This window comes from Nocardioides sp. YJ-D4, assembly GCF_054031495.1.
The window spans coordinates 5,694,903-5,715,073 of record NZ_CM132932.1 but is presented as its reverse complement, the minus strand read 5'-3'; the positions used below and the strand labels follow the sequence as shown (position 1 = coordinate 5,715,073).

At 67.5% G+C, this 20,171-nt stretch carries 16 protein-coding genes; all 16 read right to left on the bottom strand.

Annotation, left to right across the window (positions count from 1 at the left end; all coding sequences use genetic code 11):
* Positions 1-10 precede the first annotated feature (10 nt).
* The 16 genes from ruvX to ACW14X_RS27210 all read right to left on the bottom strand — a co-directional run bounded on the left by ruvX (position 11) and on the right by ACW14X_RS27210 (position 20,004).
* Positions 11-481 carry a Holliday junction resolvase RuvX gene (gene ruvX / locus ACW14X_RS27285; protein ID WP_160022920.1) on the bottom strand — a complete coding sequence of 157 codons (471 nt, stop codon included), beginning with the start codon at positions 479-481 and terminating at the stop codon, positions 11-13.
* Entirely contained in the window at positions 481-3,156 is a 2,676-nt protein-coding gene (gene alaS, locus ACW14X_RS27280) for an alanine--tRNA ligase (protein ID WP_350842653.1), read from the bottom strand. Before alaS ends, ruvX begins: the two co-directional genes overlap by 1 nt.
* A gap of 8 nt (positions 3,157-3,164) precedes the next feature.
* Positions 3,165-3,479 (bottom strand): DUF6167 family protein, encoded by a 315-nt coding sequence (locus ACW14X_RS27275; RefSeq protein ID WP_457163953.1) that lies wholly within the window; start codon positions 3,477-3,479, stop codon positions 3,165-3,167.
* Positions 3,476-4,033 (bottom strand): hypothetical protein, encoded by a 558-nt coding sequence (locus ACW14X_RS27270; protein WP_457163952.1) that lies wholly within the window; start codon positions 4,031-4,033, stop codon positions 3,476-3,478. The genes ACW14X_RS27275 and ACW14X_RS27270 overlap by 4 nt, the downstream gene beginning before the upstream one ends.
* 12 nt (positions 4,034-4,045) lie before the next feature.
* Positions 4,046-5,395: a replication-associated recombination protein A gene (locus ACW14X_RS27265; protein ID WP_457163951.1), complete on the bottom strand. Its 1,350-nt coding sequence runs from the start codon at positions 5,393-5,395 to the stop codon at positions 4,046-4,048.
* A gap of 51 nt (positions 5,396-5,446) precedes the next feature.
* The gene (locus tag ACW14X_RS27260) at positions 5,447-6,439 is read right to left on the bottom strand and encodes an ABC transporter permease (RefSeq protein ID WP_160022912.1); all 993 of its coding nucleotides are present in this window, start codon (positions 6,437-6,439) and stop codon (positions 5,447-5,449) included.
* Between the two features lie 125 nt (positions 6,440-6,564).
* Entirely contained in the window at positions 6,565-8,376 is a 1,812-nt protein-coding gene (locus ACW14X_RS27255; RefSeq protein ID WP_457163950.1) for an ABC transporter substrate-binding protein, read from the bottom strand.
* A 47-nt stretch (positions 8,377-8,423) separates the two neighbouring features.
* Positions 8,424-9,422, bottom strand: coding sequence for an ABC transporter permease (locus tag ACW14X_RS27250; RefSeq protein ID WP_457163949.1), 999 nt, complete (start codon positions 9,420-9,422; stop codon positions 8,424-8,426).
* A gap of 231 nt (positions 9,423-9,653) precedes the next feature.
* Complete coding sequence (locus tag ACW14X_RS27245; RefSeq protein WP_350842572.1) at positions 9,654-10,841, bottom strand: ABC transporter ATP-binding protein; 1,188 nt, start codon at positions 10,839-10,841, stop codon at positions 9,654-9,656.
* Positions 10,841-11,926 (bottom strand): ABC transporter ATP-binding protein, encoded by a 1,086-nt coding sequence (locus tag ACW14X_RS27240; protein WP_160022904.1) that lies wholly within the window; start codon positions 11,924-11,926, stop codon positions 10,841-10,843. The genes ACW14X_RS27245 and ACW14X_RS27240 overlap by 1 nt, the downstream gene beginning before the upstream one ends.
* Before the next feature lie 14 nt (positions 11,927-11,940).
* Complete coding sequence (locus ACW14X_RS27235; RefSeq protein WP_350842568.1) at positions 11,941-12,957, bottom strand: ABC transporter permease; 1,017 nt, start codon at positions 12,955-12,957, stop codon at positions 11,941-11,943.
* 163 nt (positions 12,958-13,120) lie between these two features.
* A complete protein-coding gene (locus ACW14X_RS27230; protein ID WP_350842566.1) occupies positions 13,121-14,827 on the bottom strand; it encodes an ABC transporter substrate-binding protein in 1,707 nt (568 codons plus the stop codon).
* Between the two features lie 96 nt (positions 14,828-14,923).
* Positions 14,924-15,937 (bottom strand): ABC transporter permease, encoded by a 1,014-nt coding sequence (locus tag ACW14X_RS27225; protein ID WP_350842564.1) that lies wholly within the window; start codon positions 15,935-15,937, stop codon positions 14,924-14,926.
* Positions 15,938-16,190: 253 nt separating this feature from the next.
* Positions 16,191-17,966: an aspartate--tRNA ligase gene (gene aspS, locus ACW14X_RS27220; RefSeq protein WP_457163948.1), complete on the bottom strand. Its 1,776-nt coding sequence runs from the start codon at positions 17,964-17,966 to the stop codon at positions 16,191-16,193.
* Positions 17,963-19,312, bottom strand: coding sequence for a histidine--tRNA ligase (hisS, locus tag ACW14X_RS27215; protein ID WP_350842560.1), 1,350 nt, complete (start codon positions 19,310-19,312; stop codon positions 17,963-17,965). Before hisS ends, aspS begins: the two co-directional genes overlap by 4 nt.
* Positions 19,309-20,004, bottom strand: a complete 696-nt coding sequence (locus ACW14X_RS27210) for an MBL fold metallo-hydrolase (RefSeq protein ID WP_160022892.1) — start codon at positions 20,002-20,004, stop codon at positions 19,309-19,311. Before ACW14X_RS27210 ends, hisS begins: the two co-directional genes overlap by 4 nt.
* Positions 20,005-20,171 lie beyond the last annotated feature (167 nt).

Below are 20,171 nucleotides of genomic sequence, written 5' to 3'. Positions count from 1 at the left end.
TAGCGCTCACTCAATGACCGACCTCAACGATCTCTCCAGGCGCGGTCCCCGAAGCGCGCTCACTGTCCAATGCGTGTTGCAGGATCACAACCGCCGCGGCCATGTCCACCACGGCTCGGCGGTCCTGACCCTTGCGCCCCCGGTCTCGGAGCATAGCCTCCGCGGAAACTGTGGTGAGTCGTTCGTCGACAAGGCGAACCGGGACCGGGGCCACTCGTCGCGCCAAGGACGCGGCGAAGTCCCGGACCTTAGCAGTCGCCGGGTTCTCCCCTCCCTTGAGGGACCGGGGCAGCCCGACGACCACCTCGAGCATCGTCGACTCCTCAGCGATCTCGGCGACGATCGCCTGCAGACGGGCGAGGTCTCCGCGGCCCTTCTTGACCGTCTCGAGCGGCGTCGCCAGGAACCCCGTGGGGTCACTCCTGGCGACGCCGATCCGGGCGTCGCCAGGATCGAGACCGAGGCGTACGCCGTGCCGCATCAGGCTTGCGCGACCAGCGTCGCGACCATTCCGAGCGCAGTGTCGATCTTGGAGACGTCGGTGCCGCCGCCCTGGGCGAAGTCCGGCTTGCCCCCGCCCCGACCACCCACGACCGGCGCGAGCTCCTTGATCAGGTCACCCGCCTTGACGCCCTTGGCGATGCCGGCCGGGTTGACCGCGGCCACGACGGCGACCTTGTCGTCAGCGTCCCCGATGAGGACCACAGCCGCCGGCGCGTCACCGAGCCGGGCGCGTACGTCCTGGGCGAGCGTGCGTGCGTCGCCGCCGCTGACTCCGGGGACCCGCTGGGCGACGAGCTGGACGCCGTTGACGTCGACCGCGGAGGCCGCGATCGAGCCACCGGAGGCGAGCAGCTGTGCCGTACGCGCCCGGGCGATCTCCTTCTCGGCGGCCTTGAGCCGCTCCATGAGGTCGGAGACCCGGCCGACGACGTCGTCGGACTTCGTCTTGAGCAGCAGGTTGAGCTCGGAGACCACGTCACGCTCACGGGCGAGGTAGTTGAAGCCCTCGACGCCCGTGTAGGCCTCGATGCGCCGGTTGCCGGAGCCGACCGAGGCCTCCGAGGTGACCACGATGGTGCCGATCTGGGCGGAGTGGTCCACGTGGGTGCCACCGCACAGCTCACGCGACCAGGGGCCGCCGATCTCGACGACGCGCACCTTGGAGTCGTCGTAGGTCTCGCCGAAGAGCGCGATCGCGCCCCACTCCTTGGCCTGCGGCAGCGTCATGTAGTCCCAGGAGACCGGCAGGTCCGCCCGCAGCGCGTTGTTGGAGACCTCCTCGATCTCGTGCATCTGCGCAGGCGTCAGGCCCTTGGTCCAGCCGTAGTCGAGACGCAGGTAGCCCGGGCGGTTGTAGGAACCCGACTGCAGCGCGGTCGGGCCGAGCACCTCGCGCAGCGCCGCGTGCACCACGTGGGTGCCGGAGTGGGCCTGGCGGGCGCCGAGACGCCACTCGGGGTCGACCTGCGCGTGCACGAGGGACTCGCCGCCGTGGAACTCGCCGTCGACGACCCGGACCTGGTGCACCACGAGGCCCTTGACCGGCCGCTGCACGTCGACGACCTCGAGTCGGCCGCCGTCGAACTCGATGATGCCGGCGTCGGCGGACTGGCCACCGGACTCGGCGTAGAACGGGGTGCGGTCCAGGACGATCTCGCCGATCTCCTCGGGACCGAGCACGTCGACCCGCTTGCCCTCCTTGAGAAGGGCGATCGGCTTCGACTCGGTGTCGAGGGTCGTGTAGGCCTGCCAGTCGGTTGGCCCGTTGCTGTCGAGGATGCCGCGGTAGACCGACACGTCGGCGTGCTGGCCCTTCTTGGCGCGCGCGTCGGCCTTGGCCCGCTCGCGCTGCTCGGTCATCAGGCCACGGAAGCCCGGCTCGTCGACCTCGAGGCCCGCCTCAGCGGCCATCTCAAGGGTCAGGTCGATCGGGAAGCCGTACGTGTCGTGGAGCTGGAACGCCTTGGCACCCGTGAACGTGGTGGATCCGCTCGACTTCACCTCGGTCGCGGCCAGGTCGAAGATCTGGGTGCCGGCCGCGAGGGTCTTGCGGAAGGCCTCCTCCTCGGCGTCGGCGACCCGCTTGATCCGGTCCCAACCGGTGTGCAGGTCGGTGTAGGTCTCCCCCATCTTGTCGCGGGAGATCGGCAACAGCTCCGGCATCGCCGGGTCCTCGTAGCCCAGCAGGCGCATGTTGCGGATCGCGCGACGCATCAGGCGGCGCAGGACGTAGCCGCGGCCCTCGTTGCCGGGGGTCACACCGTCGCCGATCAGCATCAGCGAGGAGCGCACGTGGTCGGCGACGACCCGGAAGCGGACGTCGTCCTCGTAGGAGGCGCCGTACTTCTTCCCGGTCAGCTCCATCGCCTTCTCGATGACCGGGAACACGACGTCGGTCTCATACATGTTGGACTTGCCCTGCATGAGGTAGGCGACGCGCTCGAGGCCGAGGCCGGTGTCGATGCCGGTCTGCGCGAGCGGGCCGTCGATGTCGACGTCGTACTTGGACCGCGCCGCGACGACGTTGTCCTGCATGAAGACGAGGTTCCAGAACTCCAGGTAGCGGTCGCCGGCGTCCCAGTCACGGTCGGCGCCGAACTCCGGGCCGCGGTCGATCAGGATCTCCGAGCACGGACCGCCGGGCCCGGGCACGCCCATGGACCAGTAGTTCTCGCTCGGGGGCAGCCGCACGATGCGGTCGTCGGGCAGGCCGGAGATCTTCTTCCAGAGCGCGACCGCCTCCTCGTCGCCGTTGAGCACCGAGGGGTAGAGGACCGACTCGTCGAAGCCGAAGCCACCGTCGGCGACCGACTTGGTGACCAGCTCCCAGGCGAGCGTGATCGCGCCCTCCTTGAAGTAGTCACCGAAGGAGAAGTTGCCGCACATCTCGAAGAAGGTGCCGTGGCGGGTGGTCTTGCCGACCTCCTCGATGTCCGGCGTACGGATGCACTTCTGCACCGAGGTCGCCCGGTCGTAGGGCGGGGTGGCCTGGCCCAGGAAGTAGGGCTTGAAGGGCACCATGCCTGCGTTGACGAAGAGCAGGTTGGGGTCGTCGAGCAGGAGCGATGCCGACGGCACCACCGTGTGCTCGCCGACACTCGTGTTCTCGGCGAAATGCGCCGTGAAACGGCGGCGGATCTCCGCCGTGCTCAACCACTCCATCAGGGGGTACTACCTTCCGTGTTCTGCATCGGGTCCTCGGTTGGCCCGTTCAATCCAAGTCTCTGCTGCGTGGCGCCGTTGGCGCCAATCTGTTTCGGTCCCGCGGTCCTGGCCTCGATCCACTCGCGCAGCTCGAGCTCCTTCTCAGCCTTGCCGGCGGCCAGCTCGTCGCGGAAGATCCGCGCGCCGACGCCGAGCGCCTGGGCCCGGTCGCGGAGGCCGTCGGCGGTGAACGCCTCCGCGGCCCGCCGCCCCTTGACCATCGCGTACACGCCCGCACCCGCACCGACCACGAACCAGATCGCGCCCCTCATCGGGAGTCCTCCATACGTATGTCCTCGTCAACTGCCGCGCGCTGGCGCGCACGGTATTCGCGCAGCGCCTCGCGCATCTCGCTCTTCCGGTCCTTGCGTGCCCGCTTGACCTCGCGGTGCATCTCGTAGCGGATCTTGAACCGCACCTCGGGCGAGAGCGCCCGGCGCACCCCGTGGACCAGCGCGGCGCCGTGCACCACGGTCTCCCGGAACACTGCGTCCGCGAAGGCGGGTGCGGTCAACGTACGCTGCACCACCTGCTCCACCTCGGCAGGCTCGCCGTCCTCCCCGAGGGAGGTGATCACATACTCTCTCTCGGCGGCCTCCCGGCGCCGCCGCCGGCCGACCGGCTCGGGCGGAGCCAGCCGCTTCTCCAGCGCCTCGAGCCGCTCGCGCAGCTCGGCCTCGCTGGCCTCGGCCTCCTCGAGCCGGCGCCGCGCGGCGCGGCGCGCCCGGAGCGCGAGCAGCACGGCCACCAGCGAGATGAGGACCAGGACCCCCACCGCGGTCAGCGTCGCCACCAGCGCCCACCCGGGCATGCTCGAGTTCGTCATCGTGCGCCTACCCTATCCATCCTGCCCGCGCACGATTTTCCGGACACGCTCCCAACGTTCCTTCACTCCGGCCTCGGCTCCGTGGGTGGTCGGCTGGTAGTACTCCGCGTCGGCCACGGCGTCGGGTGCGTACTGCTGCGTCGCGATGCCGAACGGCTCGTCGTGGGCGTACTTGTACGCCTCCCCGTGCCCGATCTTCTTCGCGCCCTCGTAGTGGGCATCGCGCAGATGTGGCGGGACGTTGCCGATCTTCCCGGCCGCGACGTCGGCGCGAGCAGCGAAGATGGCGTTGGTGACCGCGTTGGACTTCGGCGCGACAGCGAGGGCGATCGTCGCGTGCGCCAAGGTGAGCTGAGCCTCGGGCATCCCGATCAGCTGCACCGTCTGGGCCGCGGCCACTGCGGTCTGCAGCGCGGTCGAGTCGGCCAGGCCGATGTCCTCGGAGGCGAGGATCATCAGCCGGCGGGCGATGAACCGGGGGTCCTCCCCCGCCTCGATCATCCGCGCCAAGTAGTGCAGCGCCGCGTCGGCGTCCGAGCCGCGCACCGACTTGATGAAGGCACTGACCACGTCGTAGTGCTGGTCGCCCTGCCGGTCGTAGCGCACCGCCGCCTGGTCGACCGCCCGCTCGGCGGCCTCGAGGGTGATCTTCCCGCCGGACGCAGCCCCCGCGGCGGCCTCCAGATACGTCAGCGACCGTCGTGCGTCGCCGCCGGCGAGGCGTACGAGATGGTCGAGCGCCTCGTCCGTCAGCGTCACCGAGCCGCCGAGGCCACGCTCGTCCTCGACCGCCTTCAGCAGTACGCCACGGATGTCGTCGTCGGTGAGCGACTCGAGCCGCAGCAGCAGCGAGCGCGACAGCAGCGGCGAGATCACCGAGAAGAAGGGGTTCTCGGTGGTGGCGGCGACCAGCGTGACCCAGCGGTTCTCCACGCCCGGCAGCAGCGCGTCCTGCTGCGCCTTGCTGAACCGGTGGACCTCGTCTACGAAGAGCACCGTCTCCTTGCCGGTCGCAACCAGCTCGGCGCGGGCCGCGTCGATCGCCGCGCGGACCTCCTTGACCCCGGCCGAGACCGCGGAGACCTCGACGAAGCGACGGTCGGTGGAGCGGCTCACGATCGAGGCGATGGTCGTCTTTCCGGTCCCCGGCGGCCCCCACAGCAGCAGCGAGAGCGACTGTCCGCCCTCGACCACCTGGTGCAACGGTGACCCGGACGCCTTGAGCGAGCTCTGGCCCACGAGCTCCTCGAGCGTACGCGGCCGCATCCGCACCGCCAGCGGCGCGGCCGCATGGTCGCTGTGGCTCAGCGACCCGCCGCGCGAGGCGCCGGCACCAGCCCCGATCTCAAACAACCCGTCCACACGCCAACCCTAGTGGTCGGCACCGACAGACTCAGCCGACAGGGGCAGGGGTCAGCTGAGCCGTACGCGTGGGTCGAGCACGCTGTAGAAGAGGTCGACCAGAAGGTTGGTGACCACGATGATGAAGGCGGAGATCAGCGTGGTCGCCTCGATGACCGGCAGGTCGCTCTGGCTGACCGCGTTGAGCGCCCGCAGACCGAGGCCGGGGATGCCGAAGATGAGTTCGGTGAAGATGGTGCCCGTCAGCAGCGATCCGAAGTCGATGCCGAAGATCGTCACGATCGGCACGACGGCCGCGCGCAGCGCGTGCTTGTTGACGATCCTGCGCTCGGGCAGCCCCTTGGCGCGCGCCGTCCGGACGTAGTCCTGGTTGAACGCCTCGATCATCGAGCCACGGGTGAACCGGGCGTACTTGGAGGAGTTCACCAGGCCGAGCGCGAGCCAGGGCAGCATCAGGCCCCAGGCCCACTTCAGCGGTGAGTCGGTCAGCGGGTGGTAGCCCTCCTGCGGGAAGATCCCGGCGCTGACCGCGAGATAGAGGAACGCGAGCAGGACGAACAGATAGTAGGGAATCGACTCGATCACCAGGGTCGCACCGATCACTGCCTTGTCCGCCGAGGTCCCCCGACGCCCGGCCGCGAACATTCCGATGGGCACACCGATGAGCAGGATCGTGACGCCCGCGCCGACCGCCACCGAGACCGTCGGCCCGATCCGGTCCTTGATGTCGTCCCAGACATTGACCCGGTAGATGAAGCTGACCCCGAAGCACGGGGCCTCACAGTCGTACGACTCGGAGCCGAACGCGATCTCGCGACCCTTGACGATGCCGGTCATGTACTCGGCGTACTGAACATGGAGCGGCGCGTCCAGGTTGAGCGCCTCCCGGATCGCGTCCTGACGCTCGGCGGTGCACTTGGGCTCGGGGCACATCGCGTCCGCCGGGTCGCTCGGGCCATAGGTGAAGAGCGCGACGACCGCCACCGAGATCACGAACAGCACGAGCGCCGCTGAGATCAACCGGCGTACGACAAAACCGATCATGGACGGAGGTCTCGCTTCCTAGAAAAGATTTCCCGGGCGTTGGCCCGGAGCTGCTGGGTCCGACTTGCTGTGTCCGACGAGCTGGGTCCGGCCGGCGTGGGAGAACCCACGCCGGCCGGATCACCTCACTTCAGGTACATGATGGAGAAGCTCGGCATGCCCTTGACCGGGTCGTTGACGACCCCGCCGACCTGCGAGCCCTTGATGAAGGCGTTCGCGTCGTAGCCGGCGTTGATCTCGACCATGTAGGTCTCCTGCATCCACTTGTCGAACTCGCCCCAGGCCGCGGGAACCTCGTCGGCGTCCATCTTCAGGATCTCGGCCTGCTTCGCGTCAGCGTCGGCCTCCTTGAAGTTGGTCGGGTTCGGCATGCCCGGCTTGTTGGCGTTCGAGCCGATCCACTGGGCCGGGAACCACGAGCCGCCCGAGGGCCAGTCGGAGCACCAGCCGCCGTAGCGGAGGTTGACCGGAGCGTCGAGGTTGCTCTCGTCGTCGCGGTAGGTCTCGTCGGTCGAGGCCACCGGGGTCGCCTTGAAGCCGGCGGCCTCGAAGCCCTTGACCATCTGGTCCTTCTTGGCCACCGAGTTCTCGTCGTCACGCTGGTAGTGCCACTTCAGCTCGAAGCCCTCGGCCCCGGCCTCCTTCAGCAGCGCCTTGGCCTTCTCCGGGTCGGTGGTCTGGCCGTCCTGACCCTTCGGGTACTGGTACTCGACCCGGCCCGCGGTGCCCGGGGGCAGGAGCGAGGTGCCGGGCTGGATGGTGACGCCGACGATCTCGCCGGAAGCCTTCCAGGCAGCCTGGTAGGGGTAGGCCCAGCTGATGGCCTCGCGGATCTTCTTGTCCTTGATCTTGGTCTGGTCCGGACGGTACATGTAGGTGCACGGCGAGGTGCCCTCGATGAGGTTGTCCGGCGCGCTCTCCTTGATCGACTTGTAGGTCGGCGGCGTGACGTCGTCGTACGTCATCATCGTCTGCGCCGCGCCCTTGTCGCCGAGGATCTGGTTCTCGAGCTTGGCGGTGTCCTGGGCGAACTTGAAGTCGAACGCGTCGGCGGCCTGGAAGCGGCCGGGGTCGGTGTCGGGGTCCCAGTGCTCGTTCTTGACCAGCATCAGCGAGGTGCCGGGCTTGTAGGACTCGAACTTGTAGGGCCCGGTCGCCATCGGGTGGCTCTCGTAGGCCAGCGGGTCCTTGTCCTTGGCCTTGGGGATCGGCGAGAAGACCGGGAACGAGGCGTAGTAGTCGAGCTCGGGGAACGGCTGGGCCAGGTGGATGATCACCTTGTTGCCGTCGGCCTCGACGCCGTCGTAGTCCTCGCCGCCGTACCAGCCGGCGCTGGCGTCGTAGTCGGGGAGCTTCTTCAGCTCGGCGTCGGTGTCCGCGAACGGGCCCTTGTACTTGTCGCCGTCCTTGAAGAACGTCGTCTGGTACGTCGGGCCGTCGGTCAGGGTGTCGAGGGCGAAGGAGCGCTTGATGCCGTAGACGACGTCCTCGGCGGTGACGTCGGTTCCGTCCTCGTACTTGATCCCGTCCTTCAGCGTGAAGGTCCAGGTCAGGCCGTCCTCGGAGACCTGACCGAGGTCGGTGGCGAGGTCGGGGACGAGAACGGAGTCGCCGCTCTCCTCGTCGTAGACGTACTGCGTCAGCGAGCGGGTCACCAGGCCGGACATGATCGCACCGGAATCGGTGTAGTACGTCCGGGTCGGGTCCAGGGTGTGGGGGGCGTTGTTGGACAGCACGGTGATCGTGCCGCCCTTCTTGGCGTCGGACGGGATCTCCAGCGGCCCCTCGGCCGTGGCGTCCTTGCCCGCGCCCGCGCCGCCGCCGGCCTTGAACTCGCCGGCCGGGTCCTCGCCGCCGCCGTCCCCGCCACCACACGCAGCGGTGAGCGTCAGCGCAGCGATCGCACTGGCGGCGATCACTGTTCTCTTCAATCGCATCGTAGGTCTCCACCTTCCATGGTTGATGCCTCTCTCCGACGACGTGCTCACCGGAAAGACTTGGGGTCGAAGGCGTCGCGAATGGCGTCTCCGAGCAGGTTGAGCGCGAAAACCAGGACCACGATCCCGACAATCGGCGCGTAGAGGTACAAGGGGTACTCGTCGAACCAGTTCTGCGCGCGCAGGATCGTCTGTCCCCAGGACGGGCGTCCTGTGACACCGACGCCGAGGTAGGCCAGCGTTGCCTCCGCGGCGATCGTGGCCGGCAGGCTCAGCGAGAACGAGACGACGATCGGAGCGATCAGGTTGGGGAGCAGCTCCTTGAACAGGATCCGATGGGTCGGCATCCCGAGGACGTGCGCGGCCTCGATGAACTCGCGCTCGCGCAGCGAGATCACCTCGCCGCGGATCAGCCGGGCCAGGCCCATCCACCCGAAGATCGAGAGGATCACGATGAGCGCGATCAGCGAGGCGTTGTCGAGCATCGTCGGGTTCTCCCGCCAGCGCTCCACGAGCATCGGCGAGATCGCGATCGCGACCAGCAGGAACGGCAGCGTGAGGAACAGGTCGATCAAGAACGTGATCACCCGGTCACCCCAGCCGCGGCTGTAGCCCGCGATCAGGCCGAGCACCACGCCAACGACGGTCGAGACGACCGTGGCGATCGTGGCGACCAGCAGGGACGTACGCGCGCCGTAGAACCACTCCGCGAGCAGGTCGTTGCCGGAGTTGGGCTCCAGGCCGAGCGGCGCCTCCCAGGTGAACCCGTAGTTGGGCGGGCCGATGACGGGGTAGTTGAACGAGTCGGTGTCCGTGACCGGGTCCCCCGCTCGCACCTCGACGCCGAACAGCTTGCACAGCAGCGGCGCGAAGATGGCGATCAGGACGAAGAGCAGCACGATCCCGGCACAGATCATCGCGACCTTGTCCGAGAGGAGGCGGTCCATGGCGATCCGCATCGGCGAACGACCGGCGACATCGCCCGTCCTCGGTTCCGGATCGATCTCGGGATCAGGACCCTGGATCAACACTTCGGACACAGTCATACGCTCGGATCTCCGTTCGATGCCAAGGCTCGTCACGCCCAAGAACAGACCACTTCGCGCCGTCCCGAGCCGGTGCGCTGCATCAAGGTATGCCAAGTTCCAGCGGTTCGGGCGGGGCTACAGGTAACGGTTCGATACCGACAGTGACGTGTGACACATACGTAACAAAGACGGCCCGCAGCCAAAGGCTGCGGACCGTCTTTCGTAATCTCGGCGATACGCCGGAGATCCTCAGGAGCGACCCCGCGAGTTGTTCGCCAGGTCGTACCAGGTGTCGGCGTAGCCCGGACCGTCGCCCGGGACCTCCGCCGGGCTCGCGCCCGGGTCCGGCGCACCGAACTCGTCGACGCCCAGGAGCGGCGCGGTGATCGGCTTCTCCGGGTGCTGGTGGATCTCCCCCGGGAAGTGGCAGGCGACCTTGTGCTTCTTGCCGATCTGCAGCAGCGGAGGCTCGACCACGGAGCAGATGTCCTTGGCGATGGAGCAGCGGGTGCGGAAGTGGCAGCCCGAGGGCGGGTTGATCGGCGACGGTACGTCGCCCTCCAGCCGGATCCGCTCACGGCGGCCGCCGATCGCGGCCTGCTTCACGTCGGGCACGGCGGAGAGCAGCGCCTGGGTGTAGGGGTGGTGAGCGTGCTCGTAGATCGACTCGCGGTCACCGATCTCCACGATCTTGCCGAGGTACATCACCGCGACCTCGGGGCAGAAGTGACGAACGATGGCGAGGTCGTGCGCGATGAACAGGTAGGAGATGTCGAACTCCTTCTGCAGGTCCTGCAGAAGGTTGATCACCTGGGCCTGGATCGACACGTCCAGCGCGGAGACCGGCTCGTCGGCGACGAGCAGCTTCGGCTGCAGGGTCATGGCCCGGGCGATGCCGATGCGCTGGCGCTGTCCGCCGGAGAACTCGTGCGGGTAGCGGTTGTAGTGCTCGGGGTTGAGGCCGACGAGCTCGAGCAGCTCCTGGACCCGGCTGAGCACCTTGTCCTTGGGCACCATGTTGTGGATCCGCAGCGGCGCGCCGATGATCGACCCGACCGTGTGACGCGGGTTCAACGAGGTCGACGGGTCCTGGAAGATCATCTGGATCTCCCGGCGCATCGGGTGCAGCTTCCTACCCGAGTAGTTGGCGATGTCGGTGCCCTCGAAGTTGATCTTCCCCTCGGTGGGCTGGTACAGCCGCGTCACCATCCGCCCGGTGGTGGACTTGCCACAGCCGGACTCGCCGACGAGGCCCAGGGCGCTGCCCTTGGCAACCTCGAAGGAGACCCCGTCGACGGCCTTGACGTGCCCGACCGTACGCCGGATCACGCCACTGCCCTTGACCGGGAAGTGCATCTTCAGGTTCTCGACGGAGAGCACCGCCTCGGTGCTCTCCGGTGCGACCGAGGCCGCAGGGGCGGTCGTGGTGTCGCTCATCAGTCCTCCACCAGGTCAGGGGCGATCTCGGGCAGGATCTCTGCCTCGTAGACCTCGTCGGCGTTCTTGATGTGGCAACGCTTGGTGTGGTTGCCACCACTGCTGGCCGGCGTGAGGTCGGGAAGGGTCGTCCGGCACAGGTCGCCGCCCACCTTCGCAACGTGGTCACAGCGCGGTTCGAAGGCGCATCCCGGCGGCGGGTTGAGCAGCGAGGGCGGGTTGCCCCGAATCGGGATCAGCTTGGCCTCGGTCGATGCGGTCAGATCCGGCACGCTGGAGAGCAGGCCCCAGGTGTAGGGCATCTGCGGGTGGGTGAGGATCTCCTTGCACGGGCCGTACTCGACCGCGCGGCCGGCGTACATCACGAGTACGTCATCGGCCATCTCAGCCACGACACCGAGGTCGTGGGTGATGATGATGACCGCGGCGTCGAAGTCGCGCTGCAGGTCCTGGAGCAGGTCGAGGATCTGCGCCTGGACCGTCACGTCGAGAGCCGTGGTCGGCTCGTCGGCGATGAGCAGGCTCGGGTTGTTGATCAGCCCCATCGCGATCATCGCGCGCTGGCGCATACCGCCGGAGAACTGGTGCGGGTAGTCGTCCACGCGACGGTCGGGCTGCGGGATGCCGACACGGTCGAGCATCTCGATGGCGCGCTTGCGCGCCTCCCTCTTGGACACGTCGTTGTGGACCAGGTAGGCCTCCATGATCTGGTTGCCCACCGAGTAGTAGGGGTGCATCGCGGAGAGCGGGTCCTGGAAGATCATCGCCACGTCGCGGCCGCGGCGCTTGCGCATGTCCTCGTTGCTCACCTTGAGCAGGTCGACGCCGTCGAGCATGATCTCGCCGCTCAGGATGGCGTTGGTGCCGCGGTGCAGCCCCATGATCGCCGAGCTGGAGACCGACTTGCCGGAGCCGGACTCGCCCACGATGCCGAGCGTCTTGCCGCGCTCGAGCTCGAAGGAGAGACCGTCGGTCGCCTTGACGATGCCGTCGGAGGTGGAGAAGTGAACCTTCAGGTCCCGCACCGAGAGGAACGCGCCATCGTTGGCCGGCCTCGTCTCGGGCGTAGTGGAAAGGTCAGTCATGGATCAGATCCTCCTCAGGCGACGCGCACGCGCGGGTCGATGAAGGCGTACAGGACGTCGACGATGATGTTGGCGATGATCACCAGAGCCCCGAGGAGCAGCACCAGGCCCACGATCGTGGGAAGGTCGTAGGTCTCGTTCGCCGTCACCGCGAGCTTTCCGAGACCGTAGTAGTTGAAGACGTCCTCGGTGATGATCGCGCCGCCGAGGACGGCAGCGAAGTCGAGACCGAACATGGTCACCAGCGGGGTCAGCGCCGCGCGCAGCGCGTGCTTGAACAGCACCTTGCCACTCTTGACGCCCTTGGACTTCGCGGTGCGGATGTAGTCCTCGCTCATCGACTCGAGAACGAACGCCCGGGTCATGCGTACGTAGCCCGCCATGTAGACCACCGCGAGCGTGAACCCGGGCAGGATGAGCTGGACCAGCCATTGCCCGACACCACCCTCGGCTATCGGCACGTATCCGGGGGCCGGGAAGATCCCCCACTTGATGGCTACGAAGTTGATCAGCAACGCCCCCACGAAGAACGTCGGGAACGCGTAGAGCGCCAGCGTTGCGCCGACGACGCCGCGGTCGAGGAGAGAGCCCTTGACGATCGCGGCCAGCACGCCGAACAGAACACCGAAGATGACCCAGATGGTGACCGCGACCATGGCGATCGAGATCGAGATCGGTGCTGCTTCCGCGATCTCAGCGTTGACCGTCATCTGCAGCTGCTGGGAGTAGCCCAGGCAGGGAGCCGCGCACTCGGTGACCAGCTCGGGGTTCGCCTCGCGCATCGCCTCGTCGGCGGGGTACTCGCGGCCGACGACGACGCCCTTCGCGAAGTTGCCCCACTGGACCAGCAGGGGCTGGTCGTAGCCGAGGGCCTGACGGGTCTCCTCGATGCGCTCGGGGGGGCAGTTCTTGCCGCAGGAGAACTGTGCCGGGTCGACCGGGTTCTTCATGAACAGTGCGAAGACGATGAAGCTCATCGCCACCAGCATGAGCAAGCCGACGATCACGCGCCGGATGATGTAGGCGACCATCGGTGGGTCTCACCTTCGTTGGATCGGCCGGACCACCGTCGTGGGGTGGCGTCCGGGGGGAATCGTGTCCAGGTACATGGGGGAGGCGGGGCTCTTGCGAGCCCCGCCTCCAGGGTCGGGACGGCTCAGAGAGCCGCCCCGACGGTGTTGCGGAGCTGAAGGATCAGTCCTCGACGTCGATGGGGCCCAGGTCCGGGTAGGACGAGGAGGCATCGGTCGTGATGAAGTCCTTCACCTTGGAGCCGTGGACCCAGTTGAAGGTCGCGATCTCCAGCGGGATGTAGGCGACGTCCTCACCCATGACCGCGTCGGCCTCCTGCAGGAACTTGTTCTGCTCCTCGATGGTGGCGGAGTTGGCGGCCTGGTCGAACAGCTTGTCGACCGCAGGGTTCTTGTAGTTGCCGTAGTTCTGACCGTTGGTGGTCTTCTCGATCTGACGGCTGTCGAACAGCGCGGCAGTAACGGTCATCGCGGAGCCCCAGTCGGCACCCCAACCGCCCCACATCACGTCGGCCTTGTTGGAAGGCTTCTGGATGTTGGAGTAGTAGACGTCGCCCAGCGGGTCCAGGGTGACCTTGAAGCCGGCGGCCTCCCAGCCCTCGACCAGCGCGGCGGCCTGCTTGTCAGCGGTGTCGCTCTGCGGGTAGGAGAAGGTGATCGGGTACGGCGTCTTGACACCGGCGTCGGCCAGGGTCTTCTTCGCCGCAGCCGGGTCGCCCTTGAGGTTGCGGTCCTTGTAGGCCGGGTTGGGCACGTAGCCCGGAACGGCCGGGTTCACGATCGAGTCGGCCGGGGTGTAGGCCTTCTCGCCACCGCCGGCGGCGATCCAGGACTCGACGTCGGTCGCCTGGGCCAGCGCCTTGCGGACGTTCGGGTCCTTCATCTGGTTCTGGTTCGGCACCAGGTAGTCGACGTACGGCGACTGGACCTGGACATAGCGGTCCTTGACACCGGCCTCGGTGAGGCGGGGGAAGAACTCCGGCGGGACGCGCGAGCCGCTGACGATGGTCGCCTGCGAGTCGGGGCTGTCCGAGAAGAGCTTCTCGTAGATGGTCGTCGCCTTCTCACCGAACTTGAAGACGACCTTGTCCGGCTTCGCCTCACGGAGCGACTTGTCGTCGGTCTCCGGGTCGTACTCGTCGTTGCGCACCAGGGTGCCGCCCTTCTGGGCGTTCCAGGTGTCGACCTTGTACGGGCCGTTGGAGAAGATCTTGTCGTCGTTCTTGGCACCCTTGTCGAAGGACTTCTTGTAGGGGTCCATCATGTGCAGCGACGAGATCGCCAGCGGGAAGTCAGGCCACGGCGACTTGAACTTGTAGGTGATGGTCTTGCCGTCGCAAGTCACCGCCTGGTCGAAGTCGGCCTGCTGCTCCGGGGTCGCGGTGTAGGGGCCGGGGTACTCGCCCTTGAGCGCGAGCTTCGCGGTCAGGTAGAAGCCCGGACCACCGGTGAGCTCGTCGGCCGCGAAGTTGCGCGAGGCGCCGTAGGCGAAGTCCTCACACGTGATCTCGGAACCGTCCTCCCACTTCACGCCGTCCTTGATGGTGAACGACCAGGTCTTGGCGCCCTCGGTCGAGGTGCCCTCGTCGGTCGCCAGGTCGGGGATCGGCTTGCTCGAGACCTTGGGGTCGGTCGACGCCGGGTTCGAGAGCAGCTTGCGGTAGACCAGACGCGTGGTGTGCGAGATGGTCTCACCGACGTAGATACGCTGCGGGTCCAGGTGGTCGATCGGGTCCTCAGCGACGATGGTCAACGTGTTTGCCGAGCTCGAGCCACCGCCGTCCCCGCCGCCACAGGCAGCCAGGCCCAGCGAAAGACCGAGCACGCCAGCGGCGCTGACCGCTACGTACTTAGCTCGCTTCTTGAGCATTCGTTTCTCCTTGGTGTGGTCGCCGTCAGCCTCTGACAACTGACGCCGTAACGGTGTCCCGGGCGGGTCACCTGTGTGTGGACGGAGCCCCGAGGCTCACCTGTCACCCTTGGGATCAAGGGCGTCTCGCAACCCGTCCCCGAGAAGGTTGAACGAGATCACGATCGTCGCGATGATGATCGCGGGCATGAAGAAGTAGAACGGGTCCACCTGTGCGTACTTCAACGAGTCCGTGAGCACGTTGCCGAGCGTAGGCGTCGGCGGCTTCACACCGACCTGGAGGTAGCTCAGCGCTGCCTCGGCCGAGATGTAGGCCGGCATCATCAGGGTGACCAGGACCAGCAGCGGGGCCCACAGGTTCGGCAGGATCTCCTTGAAGTAGATCCGCGGCTTGGAGGCACCCAGGACGATCGCGGCCTCCACGAACTCCCGTTGCTTGATCGAGAGCACCTGCCCTCGCACCACCCGGGCCGTGCTGGTCCAGCCGAAGATGGCCAGCACCACCGTGCAGTAGATCCCCTGCGCGAGCGGCCCGTTGGGCAGGCCGGTCAGCTGTTGCACGAGCTCGAGGCCGAGGGCCGAGAGCGCCAGCAGCATCATCGTCGAGGGGAAGGAGAGGGTCAGGTCGGTGAAGCGGCTCAGACCGGCGTCCACCCAGCCACCGCTGAAGCCGGCGACGATCCCGATGACCGCGCCGATGATCACCGACAGGATGGCAGCGACGAGGGCGATGATCAGCGAGAACGTGATGCCGTACCAGAACCGGGACATCGCGTCGCGGCCGGTGCCGGGCTCGACGCCCAGGGGGTGGGCGGCACTCGCGCCGCTGAAGCTGCCCTCGGGGATGGTGTTGGCGTCGAGCAGTTCCTGGTTGTAGCTGAACGGGTCCAGCACGCCCATCCTGACGAGCAGGGGGGCCAGGACCGCAGCCAGGACTACCAGAATGACCACTGTCAGCGACACCATCGTCAGCTTGTCCTTGCGAAGCCGCATCCATGCCAGCTTCATCGGTGACTTGCCGGCGAACTTCTTCGCCTCCTCAGGCGAAGACGAAGGTGTCGATCCACCCGAGAGTTCTTCACCTTCGAACACGGTGGCCGATTCGCTCATGGTTCCTCTGTCTAGTCGTATTTGTGGGTGCCGCCGTCGCACGGCAGCGTCCGACCCACGAGGTCGACGGATGGAACTCTATGTGATCCCTTTGCTCGGATGCGCCCCGTACCGGTAACGATCCGATTTCAACCAGTGATACGGCAGATCGGGAGGGATTCTTGCCATTCACCGCTGAACGACGAGAGTCTCCGGGACCGGCGGACCGGTCCCGGAGACTCTGTTGGCTGTGCGCGAAGGGCGCTCAGTTCGCCTATTCGCCCTCACCGGGCGCCGCAGGAGCCGACTTGGCGTCGACGCCGGCCTCCTTGCGCTGCTCGGGGGTGATCGGCGCCGGGGCCGCGGTGAGCGGGTCGTAACCGGCACCCGTCTTCGGGAAGGCGATGACGTCGCGGATCGAGTCGGTGCCGGCGAGGAGGGCGACGACGCGGTCCCAGCCGAAGGCGATGCCGCCGTGCGGCGGGGCACCGAACTTGAATGCCTCGAGCAGGAAGCCGAACTTCTCCTCGGCCGCCTCCTCGCCGATCCCCATCAGGTCGAAGACCCGCTTCTGCACGTCCTCGCGGTGGATACGGATCGAGCCACCGCCGATCTCGTTGCCGTTGCAGACGATGTCGTAGGCCCAGGCGATGGCGTTGCCGGGGTCCTTGTCGAAGCTCTCGACGTCCTGCGGGCTGGTGAAGGCGTGGTGGACCGCGGTCCACTCCCCCGCGCCGACCGCGACGTCACCGGACTCGACGGCCTCGGAGGCCGGTTCGAGCAGCGGCGCGTCGACGACCCACAGGAAGCTCCACTCGCCGTCCTTGCGGAGGTCGAGACGGTTGCCGATCTCGAGCCGGGCGGCACCCAGCAGGGAGCGGCTCGACTTGGGCGCACCGGCGGCGAAGAAGATGCAGTCGCCGGGGTTGGCGCCGACGTGAGCGGCCAGTCCGGCGGCTTCGGTCTCGGAGAGGTTCTTGGCGACCGGACCGGTCAGCGAGCCGTCCTCCTGGACCAGGACGTACGCCAGGCCCTTGGCGCCACGCTGCTTGGCCCAGTCCTGCCAGCCGTCGAGCTGACGCCGCGGCTGGCTAGCGCCGCCCGGCATCACCACGGCGCCGACGTAGGGCGCCTGGAAGACGCGGAACGTCGTCTCGGAGAAGTAGTCGGTGCACTCGGTGATCTCGATGCCGAAGCGCAGGTCGGGCTTGTCGGAGCCGTACTTGGCCATCGCGTCGGCGTAGGTCATCCGCGGCAGCGGGAGCGGCACGTCGTAGCCGATCAGCTTCCACAGCGCCGCGACGATCTCCTCGCCGAGGGCGATCACGTCGTCCTGCTCGACGAAGCTCATCTCGATGTCGAGCTGGGTGAACTCCGGCTGCCGGTCGGCGCGGAAGTCCTCGTCACGGTAGGCGCGGGCGAGCTGGTAGTAGCGCTCCATGCCGCCGACCATGAGCAGCTGCTTGAACAGCTGCGGGGACTGCGGCAGTGCGTACCACGAGCCCGGCTGCAGGCGGGCCGGGACCAGGAAGTCACGGGCGCCCTCTGGGGTGCTGCGGGTCAGCGTCGGGGTCTCGATCTCGACGAAGTCGTGACCGGCCAGGACGTCGCGGGCCGCTTTGTTGGCCTTCGAGCGCAGGCGGATGGCGTTGCCTGGCGCGGTGCGGCGCAGGTCCAGGTAGCGGTGCTTGAAGCGTACGTCCTCGCCGACCTCCACGTGGTCGTCGATCGGGAACGGGAGGGCCGCGGCGGCGCTGAGGACCTCGAGGTCCTTGGCGACGACCTCGATCTCGCCGGTGGCGAGGTTGGGGTTGCGGTTCTCCTCGGTGCGCGCGACGACCTCGCCGGTGACCTTGATGCAGTATTCGTTACGGAGCGCGTGGGCGATCTCCTCGTCGCGGACGACGACCTGGACCACGCCGCTGGCCTCACGCAAATCGAGGAACGCGACCCCGCCGTGATCGCGTCGACGGCCTACCCAGCCGGCGAGGGTCACGGTCTGGCCGACGTGCTCGGCACGCAGGGTGCCGGCGTCGTGGGTGCGGATCACTTCTTCTCCTCGTTGTTCGCGACGACCTGGGGCTTCAGGTCGCTCTCGTTCTGCGGCGTCCAGGTGGCCGGGTCGGCCGGGACCTGGTCGCCGGTGCGGATGTCCTTGATCTCGTAGCCGCCTTCGGTGGCGAAGAGGACGTACGGGATGCCGCGGCGCTCCGCGAAGCGGATCTGCTTGCCGAACTTGGCGGCGTTGGGCGAGACCTCGCAGGCAACATTGTGAGCGCGCAGCTGCTGGGCCGCCGAATCGGCCTCGGCCCTGCTCTCCTCGTCGGAGACGGCGACCAGCACGGTGCTCGGGACCTTGCGGTCGCCGTCGAGCACGCCCTTCTGCACGAGGGGCACCAGGACGCGGCTCACGCCGAGCGAGATCCCGACTCCCGGGTAGGTGGTCTTGCCGTCGCTGGCGAGCGCGTCGTAGCGGCCACCGGAGCAGATGCTGCCCAGCGACTCGTAGCCGTCCAGGCGGGTCTCGAAGACGGTGCCGGTGTAGTAGTCCAGGCCCCTGGCGATGCTCAGGTCGGCGACGACGCGTACGGAATCGGTGTTGAGCGGCGCGGTGGCGGTGATCAGCGTGGCCAGCTCGGTCAGGCCCTCCTCGAGCAGTTCGCTCTCGACCCCGAGCGCACGGACCTTCTCCACGAAGGAGTCGTCGGTGGCGGTGATCGTGGCGAGCTCGAGGCACTTGGCCGCCTGCTCGTCGGTCAGCCCCGCCTCGGAGACCAGCAGCTTGCCGACCTCCTCGGCCGGCATCTTGTCGAGCTTGTCGATGAGCCGCATGGTCTCCTCGACGTCGGGGGCACCGAGACCGGCGTAGAAGCCCTGGATCAGCTTGCGGTTGTTGACCTGGAGCGTGAACCCGGGCAGGAAGGTCAGCTTGCCGAGCGCCTCGAGCATGACTCGGGCGACCTCGACGTCGTGGTGGAACGGCAGGGTGTCGCGCCCGACGATGTCGATGTCGGCCTGCGCGAACTCGCGGAAGCGGCCCTCCTGCGGGCGCTCGCCTCGCCAGACCTTCTGGATCTGGTAGCGGCGGAATGGGAACTCCAGCTTGCCGGCGTTCTCCAGCACGTAGCGGGCGAAGGGGACGGTGAGGTCGAAGTGGAGCCCCATCCCCTTGTCCCTGGCGTTGTCCTCCTCCTGCAACCGGCGCAGGACGTAGACCTCCTTGGAGGTGTCGCCCTTGCGCAGCAGCTGGTCCATCGGCTCGACGGCGCGGGTCTCGATGTTGCCGAAGCCGTGCAGCTCGAAGGTGCGGCTCAGGGTCGCGATGACCTCGCGCTCGACGGTGCGCTGGCTCGGCAGGAACTCCGGAAAGCCCGAGAGCGGTGTTGGCTTGTTCATGGTGTGGTGATCAGGTCCTGAAGGAATGGGTTCGTCGCGCGCTCGCGACCGATGGAGGTCTGTTCGCCGTGTCCGGGGAGCACCACGATGTCGTCGGCGAGGGGCAGCACCTTGGTGGTCAGGGACTGCAGCATCGTGGCGTGGTCACCGCCGGGGAGATCCGTACGCCCGATGCTGCCCGCGAAGAGCAGGTCGCCGGAGAACATCACGTCACTGACCTCGGCGTGGTCGGGGTAGGGAGTCCGGAAGGTGACCGACCCCTCGGTATGCCCGGGCGTATGGTCGATCAGGAAGCTCATCCCGGCCAGGTCGATGGCCTGGCCGTCAGCGAGCTCGCGGACGTCGTCGGGCTCCACGAAGTCGTAGGTCCCCTGCGGCATGCCGAGCAGCATCTGCGCCGACTCCGGCGAGATGCCCTGGAGCGGGTCGGCCAGGAGGTGACGGTCGTTGGGATGGATCCAGGCCGTCGAGTCGTACGTCCTGCTCACCGGCGTCACGGACCACATGTGGTCGACGTGGCCGTGGGTGAGGAGCACGGCGACCGGCTTGAGGCGCTGCTCCCGGACGATCTCCTCGATGCCCTTGGCGGCGTCCTTCCCGGGGTCGATCACGACACACTCGGTGCCCGGACCGGTGGCGGCGACGTAGCAGTTGGTGCCCCACGGACCGGCGGGAAAGCCTGCGATCAACACGAGAAACACCCTATCCAGCGGTACAGTGCAGCGCCGCATCGTGGCGTCTGACTACGATGGGCATCCCGAGGTGTGCCGGGACACCACGGGGACCTGCAAGTTGAGCCGACCGGGCCTGTGACGAGCACGGTGTCCGGCGGGGGAGATTTCATAAGAGGTTAGCGCCT